Below are 6,518 nucleotides of genomic sequence, written 5' to 3'. Positions count from 1 at the left end.
TGCAAGAAACACGAGATGATTCGCGTCCCTGTGTGGTTCCCAGAAAACAACTGGGTACCGCTATAAAGTGAATATCCGAGCTTGACGGCTCGAACGAGACTTGCCAACCCGGTGTTTCAGGGTTGTGCGTTGATCGTTCGGTGGTTATGGCGAGGGGGAAACACCCGGTCCCATCCCGAACCCGGTAGTTAAGCCCCTCAGCGCCGATGGTACTGCATGGGAGACTGTGTGGGAGAGTAGGACACCGCCGGACATATATTGGGTGAGGCCCCGCCAGAAATGGCGGGGCCTCACTTCTTTTTATGGGCCCCGCCACTTGTGGCGGGGCCTTTTTCCTTATCAGGGGAGTTTGGGGGATGGGCGGGCGGTGGCTCTGGGTTGGTTCCCGGCCTCAACAGGGTGGGATCTCGCTGCGGTGACGTTCCTGTCGGGCGGGGTGACCTTGGGGAGCGGTATCGTTCGTGTTTCGAGGATGAAGGGCTATTGACGTGCGTCACGTGGGCTAATTTCATGGCTTCCGACGTTGTTGGAGCCTGTTGGAGGAATCCGTGAAACTTGCACCGCATCTGCATCGTCTTGGCAACGACATCGTGGCGTGCTATCTCGTCGACACCGACGAGGGCATCACGCTCATCGACGCGGGTCTGCCCGGCCACTGGGGAGATCTGCAGAGTGAACTCGGCTCGCTCGGCAAGTCCGTTGACGACATCCGCGGGCTCATCCTGACCCACGGCGACTCCGACCACATCGGTTTCGCCGAGCGCCTGCGGAGCGAGCATGGTGTGCCGGTGTTCGTGCACGCCGCCGACTCGGTCCGCGCGCGGACGGGGGAGAAGCCCAAGACGCCGTTCGGTTCCATGCGGGTCGGGCCGACGCTGGGATTCTTCGGGTACTCGATCCGGAAGAACGGCATGCGCACGCGTTACATCAGCGAGGTCACCGAGATCAGCGAGGGCGACGTCCTGGACCTGCCGGGCACCCCGGTGATCATCGGAATGCCGGGGCACTCGCCGGGGAGCGTGGCGGTGCACGTTCCGATCGCCGACGCGCTCTTCGTCGGCGATGCCCTGACGACGCGGCACGTCCTCACGGGTCGTGAGGGGCCGCAGCCCGCGCCCTTCACCGACGACCCGGAGATGGCGCTGTCTTCGCTCGACCGGATCGCCGAGCTGTCGGCGTCGTGGGTGCTTCCCGGGCACGGTGCCCCCTGGCGGACGTCGCCGGCCGAGGTGAGCGAGGCGGTCAAGAAGGGCGCTGCCTGACGTTCGGCATCAGGCGCCGGACAGGGCGGGCTTGATCCGGTGTCGGGACGGTCGGTGGTGCGCCTTCGTTGGTGTGTCCACTCGGGGGCCGCCCTCGCCCGTCCGGGATGAGACGACCGATCGCTCTGGGCGGCTGAGTCTTGGGCGCGTTGGCGGTGGAGCGGCGACCAGGCTCTTGGTGCGGTGGGGTTGTAATTGCGAATAGTTTGCAACAAGCTGTAGGGGTTCGTGACGGTCGTCCGGAGTGCGGAGCCCCCTGTGCCTCATCTGCTGCCCGAGAGCGCGCCGCAGCGTGTCATCGCGGTCTCGAACTTCCTCTACACGTTGGGTAGCGGTCTGTACTTGACCGCCGGGGTGCTGTACTTCACCGAGGCTGTGGGGCTGCCGGCGGGACGGGTGGGGCTCGGCCTCGGGATCGCGGGGCTGGTCTCGCTGGTGGTCGGCATCGCGGTGGGGCATCTCGCGGACCGGGTCGGGGCGCGTGGCGTGTATGCGGGGACCCTGGTCGTGCGGGGGCTGGCGGCGGCTTCGTTCACGCTGGTGGACGGGTTCTGGCCGTTCGTCCTGGTGGTGTGCGTCGCGACCGGTGCGCAGGCGGCGGGACTGGCGGCGCGCAGTCCGCTGATCCGGCGGTTCGGCGGGGAGCGGCCCCAGGAGTTCCGTGCCTATCTGCGCGCGGTGACGAACGTGGGGATCTCGCTCGGAGCGGTGCTGGCGGGCTGGATCGTCATGGTCGGCACGACGTCGGCGTACCAGATGCTCGTTCTCGGGCTGGCGGTGGCGAACGTGCTGGCGGCGGCTCCGCTGGTCCTGCTTCCTTCGGTGAAGCCGCAGCCGGTGGCCGAGGGGCCGAGGTGGGGCGCGTTGCGGGATCGGCCCTATCTGGTTCTCACGGCGTTGGACGGGGTCATGGCCGTCCAGTTCAAGGTGCTGACCGTGGCGCTGCCGCTGTGGCTGGTGGCGGCGACGTCGGCGCCGCACTGGCTGATCGCGGGGACCATGATCGCCAACACGGTCATCGTGGTGGGCCTCCAGGTGCGGGCGAGCCGGGGCATCGACTCGCCCATGGCGGGCGGGGGCGCCTACCGGCGGGCCGGGGTGGCGTTCCTGGTCTCGTGCACGCTGATCTCGCTGGCGGCGGGGGTTCCGGCATGGGGCGCGGCGACGCTGCTGGTGGGAGGCGTGATCGTTCACACGCTGGGGGAGCTGTGGCACTCCGCGGCGGGGTTCGAGGTGTCGTTCGCGCTCGCTCCCGAGCACGCCACCGGGCAGTACCTGGGGGTCTTCGGGCTGGGGGCGGGGCTGGCCGAGGCGTTCGGGCCGAGCCTGCTCATCTCCCTGTGCATCACGTGGGGGCGTCCCGGGTGGTACGTGGTGGGGGCCATGTTCGCGGTGACGGGCCTTGCCGCTCCTGCCGCCGTCCGGTGGGCGCGGCGTCGTGAGAACGTCGCGCGGGTGCGGCTCGAGTCGGCGACGGCCTGATGGCCTGACGGCGGGTGGTCCGGAGGCCGGGGACGGGTGGCGGTGTTCGTCGGGTTGCTTCCTGATCATCTGGCTAGGCTTTCGTGATGAACTCGGCCGCGTGTGACCACGTGCTCTATGTCGACGACCGTGGCTCGGACGCGGAGCTGCACCTCACGCTGGAGTGCGGCCGGCGTGGTCTCGTGAACGGTCACGAGGTCAACGAGGAGCATTGCGCGGCGGCGCTCGACGGATGGTTGCGCGCGAACCCGGGGAAGGCCCTTTCGGAGCTTCTCGTGACGACGAGCCGGGTCCATCACGGGTCGTTGAGTTCGGTTGTGGACGTCCTTGCAGCTCATCGGCCGGAGGTTGGCCGTCTTGGAGTGGGCGCCCTGACCTTTCCGGGTTCTGGGCGGGGCGATCACATTCCGGAGGACATGGCACGCGACGGTTCGTCCTGGCGGTTGTCGGTGCCTCTCGAAGCGATGCTCAGGGCGGTGCCGTCTCTTCGTGAGCTGGTCGTCCAGTGCAACGACATCAGCGTGCCGCACGACGTTTTCGGCGACGAGCCCCCGCCCCCGTTCCGGGAGATGGCGCATCTGCGGCGGCTGGTGCTGCGTGACGAGGCGATGAATCCCGCCGTGGTGTCCGCGCTGGGGACGAGTGCGTTTCCGAGGCTCGAGTCGCTCGAGCTGTGGCTCGGGCGTTACGAGTACGGCTGGGGTGGTTCTGCGCGGGACCTGGACCCGCTGCTGAACGGACCGGGGTTCGAGGGACTTCGTCGGCTGACGCTGGTGAGTGATCTGGACGGCGCGCTGGTCGATCAGCTCGCTGACGGCGCGCTGGTCGGGCGGTTGGAGTTCCTGGGGCTGCTGTTCGGGGTGCTGGACGCGTCCGGGGCGTCGCGGCTTCGGGAGCGCTGGTCCGCGTTCGGCGGTCTGCGCGGGCTTGATGTCACGGGGAACGCCATCCCCGCGGGGGCGGCACGCGCGCTCCAGGAGGCGGCTCCCGGGGTCGTGAGAGTGGGGAGCCAGCGGATGTGGCTCGATGGGCCTCGCTTCGCGCCGCCGTCGGTCTCCTTCTTCGACGCCTGGGGGAAATGAGGACGCCCGACGGAGTGGATCTTGAGGGGCGGGCGGATCAGGATGGGTGGGTTGCGGCCGGGCGCGGCTAGGCGCGTCCGGCGGGTCCCGGCCCGTGGCGTCGCGTGGCGGTCGCGGGTCCTGGTGAGAGGAGTCGGTATGGCGCATGGAACCGGTCCCGGTCCGATCGCGGAGGACGGCTCGGCCGTCGAGTACTACCTGACGGCGCCCGCGGACGAGGCGAGCGCTTCGCTGGTGCACGAGGCGTTGCCGGACGGCGCGTCCGTCCTCGAACTCGGATCGGGGACGGGCCGGGTCACGGTCCCGCTCGTGGCGCGCGGCCATCCGGTGACGGCCGTGGACGCGTCGGCGGACATGCTCGCGCACATCCCGTCCGGGATCAGGACGGTCCTCAGCGGCATCGAGGAGCTCGCGCTGGACGAGCGGTTCGACTGCGTCCTGCTGATGTCGTTCCTGGTCAACTATGGCGACCGGGACGCGCTGCTGGCGTCGTGCGGGCGGCATGTGAGCCCCGGCGGGCGGGTGCTGATCCAGCGTGAGCCGACCGGGATGTTCGACGAGGTCCCCCGGGAGTGGACGAGCCAAAGTGGCGTCCACACCCGGTTGAGCCAGGTCGAGCGGGTGGGCCCGGACACGGTCACGGCGACCCTGGAGTACGGCTCGGGGGACCGCGCCTGGACCCACACCTTCACCACGCGGCGGCTCGACGACGACGAGCTCCCCCACGTCCTGGCGAAGGCCGGGCTGCGGCTCGACGGGTTCCTCACCGACGACCTCACCTGGGTCGTCGCGAGGCCGCTCGGCTAGGGGCCGGGCCGCGCCCTCGAACGGCTGGGGGGGGCGGCTGGATCGTCGGAGGCCGAGGGGCTCGGGCGCCGGGTGTGATCGCTAACATCTGGGCATGCAGGAGAAGCCGTTCGTTCCCGATGATCTCGTCGTCCCCCTGGGCCTCGCCGGGGACGGGTTCCGCCTGACGCCCCTCGGTCCGGAACACAACGACTCCGACCATGTGGCCTGGACGTCGAGCATCGAGCACATCCGTGCCACTCCCGGCTTCGAGGAGGGGTCCTGGCCGCCCCGGGACGGCATGAGCCCGGCCGCGAACCTGAAGGACCTGGAGCGCCACGCGCGCGACTTCGAGAACCGGTCCGGATTCACCTACACGGTGCTCGACGACGCCGGTGTGGTCATCGGTTGTCTGTACATCTACCCGTCGCGTTCGGCCGAGGGCGTGACGGACGTCCGCTCGTGGGTGCGAGCGGCGAGCGCCGAGCTGGACGGCCCGCTGCATCAGGCCGTGGCGGCCTGGCTGGCCTCGGACTGGCCCTTCGAGAAGATCGAGTACCGGCCGGGTGCTTAGCTGGGGCCTGGTCACGACCTGGGCCTGACGCCTGGGGGCCGTGTCCGTTTTGCTGTGAGTTTGTGGAAGGATCGCGGCATGCTTCGACTCACCGACTTCATCATCGACTGCCCGGACACCATGAAGCTGGCCGCCTTCTACTCCGAGGTGACGGGCCGTCCGGTCAAGGGCGACAGCCACGAGAACTGGGCCGGGATCAAGTTCGGCGAGATCGAGCTGGCCTTCATCCGCGTGGACGACTACCGCGCTCCGCAGTGGCCCGACAGCGAGCACCCCAAGCAGTTCCACCTCGACTTCGAAGTGGACGACATCGAGGCCGAGCAGCGCCGCGTCCTCGACCTCGGCGCGACGCTGCGGCAGGACTTCATCAACGCCGAGGGCTACGGCTGGCGGATCTACACCGACCCGATCGGCCACCCCTTCTGCCTGTGCCGCAACCGGGGCGTCGTCTGGACGGACGAGGGTCCGACCTGGCCCAAGAGCGAGTAGAGGCGGCGACGGCGGCCTGAGGTCGTCTGCTCTACAGCGGGTGAAGCCCTTCCTCGGTGTCATCGAGGAGGGGCTTCAGCGTTTCGTGGACGCGTCCGGGGGCGACGGTGACGATCTCATAGCGGCCGACCCCGGCACGGACGAACGGGCTGGTGGTTCCCCTCGGCTGGGCCTAGCGGTTCTGGGGGTCAGCGGGCGAGGGCGGCGTCCAGGGTTGCGGCCCATTGGTGGAGCAGGCGGGTGCGGCGGGCCGAGTCGTCGGTGAGCAGGTCGGCCAGGCCGAGGCCGCGGACCAGGTCGAGGGTGGCCTGGACGGTCTCCCGGACGCCGGGGACCGACTCGTCCGCGCCGAGGGCTTCGACGGTCAGGCGGTGCGCCTCGCGGCCGAAGCGGGCCTCCAGGGGGACGACCTGGGCGCGCAGCTGGTCGTCCGAGCTGGCCGCGACCCACAGTTGCAGGGCGGCCTTGAACAGCGGGCTGGAGTACATCTCGCCGAGGAGGGTCACCACCTCGAGCGTGTCGGGGCGTCGGCCCGCGAGCTCGTCGAGGCGGGCGCGCATCCGGTCCATGCGGACCTCGGTGCCGTACTCGACGGCGGCCGTGACGAGCTCCTCGCGGGTGCGGAAGTGGTGCTGGGCGGCGCCCCGGGACACCCCGGCGCGTTCGGCGACGACGGTCACGGTCGTCCCGGCCCAGCCGACCGAGGCCAGGCATTCGACGGCGGCCTCCAGGAGGCGGCGGCGCGTGGCGCGGCTGCGGTCCTGGCGGGGTTCGCGGGGGACGGCCCGGGTGGTCATGGTCTCCCATCGGGTGGTGCGGAGGTCGGTGGCGGCCGGTCAGAAC

The 6,518-nt window shown here is 69.7% G+C and carries 7 protein-coding genes and 1 rRNA gene; 7 read left to right on the top strand and 1 reads right to left on the bottom strand.

What is annotated here, in order from left to right:
* Nucleotides 1–136: 136 nt before the first annotated feature.
* From rrf to P696_RS0116035, 7 genes are all read left to right on the top strand, one after another.
* A 5S ribosomal RNA gene (gene rrf / locus P696_RS0116065) occupies nt 137–253 on the top strand.
* Between the two features lie 295 nt (nt 254–548).
* Nucleotides 549–1,262, top strand: a complete 714-nt coding sequence (locus tag P696_RS0116060; RefSeq protein WP_026413140.1) for an MBL fold metallo-hydrolase — start codon at nt 549–551, stop codon at nt 1,260–1,262.
* A 258-nt stretch (nt 1,263–1,520) separates the two neighbouring features.
* The gene (locus tag P696_RS0116055) at nt 1,521–2,744 is read left to right on the top strand and encodes an MFS transporter (protein WP_026413139.1); all 1,224 of its coding nucleotides are present in this window, start codon (nt 1,521–1,523) and stop codon (nt 2,742–2,744) included.
* An 86-nt stretch (nt 2,745–2,830) separates the two neighbouring features.
* Nucleotides 2,831–3,826, top strand: coding sequence for a hypothetical protein (locus tag P696_RS52485; protein ID WP_157429730.1), 996 nt, complete (start codon nt 2,831–2,833; stop codon nt 3,824–3,826).
* 138 nt (nt 3,827–3,964) lie between these two features.
* Nucleotides 3,965–4,633, top strand: a complete 669-nt coding sequence (locus P696_RS0116045) for a class I SAM-dependent methyltransferase (RefSeq protein WP_026413138.1) — start codon at nt 3,965–3,967, stop codon at nt 4,631–4,633.
* A 94-nt stretch (nt 4,634–4,727) separates the two neighbouring features.
* Nucleotides 4,728–5,186 (top strand): hypothetical protein, encoded by a 459-nt coding sequence (locus P696_RS0116040; RefSeq protein WP_026413137.1) that lies wholly within the window; start codon nt 4,728–4,730, stop codon nt 5,184–5,186.
* A gap of 78 nt (nt 5,187–5,264) precedes the next feature.
* A complete protein-coding gene (locus tag P696_RS0116035) occupies nt 5,265–5,675 on the top strand; it encodes a VOC family protein (protein WP_026413136.1) in 411 nt (136 codons plus the stop codon).
* A gap of 188 nt (nt 5,676–5,863) precedes the next feature.
* On the opposite strand, the gene P696_RS0116030 is transcribed toward P696_RS0116035, so the two are convergent.
* Entirely contained in the window at nt 5,864–6,472 is a 609-nt protein-coding gene (locus tag P696_RS0116030) for a TetR/AcrR family transcriptional regulator (RefSeq protein ID WP_026413135.1), read from the bottom strand.
* Between the last annotated feature and the right edge of the window lie 46 nt (nt 6,473–6,518).

The organism is Actinomadura oligospora ATCC 43269, from assembly GCF_000518265.1.
GTDB classification, from domain to species: Bacteria; Actinomycetota; Actinomycetes; order Streptosporangiales; family Streptosporangiaceae; genus Spirillospora; species Spirillospora oligospora.
The sequence above is the reverse complement of the archived record's forward strand: the minus strand, read 5'-3'. Positions and strand labels throughout refer to the sequence as shown.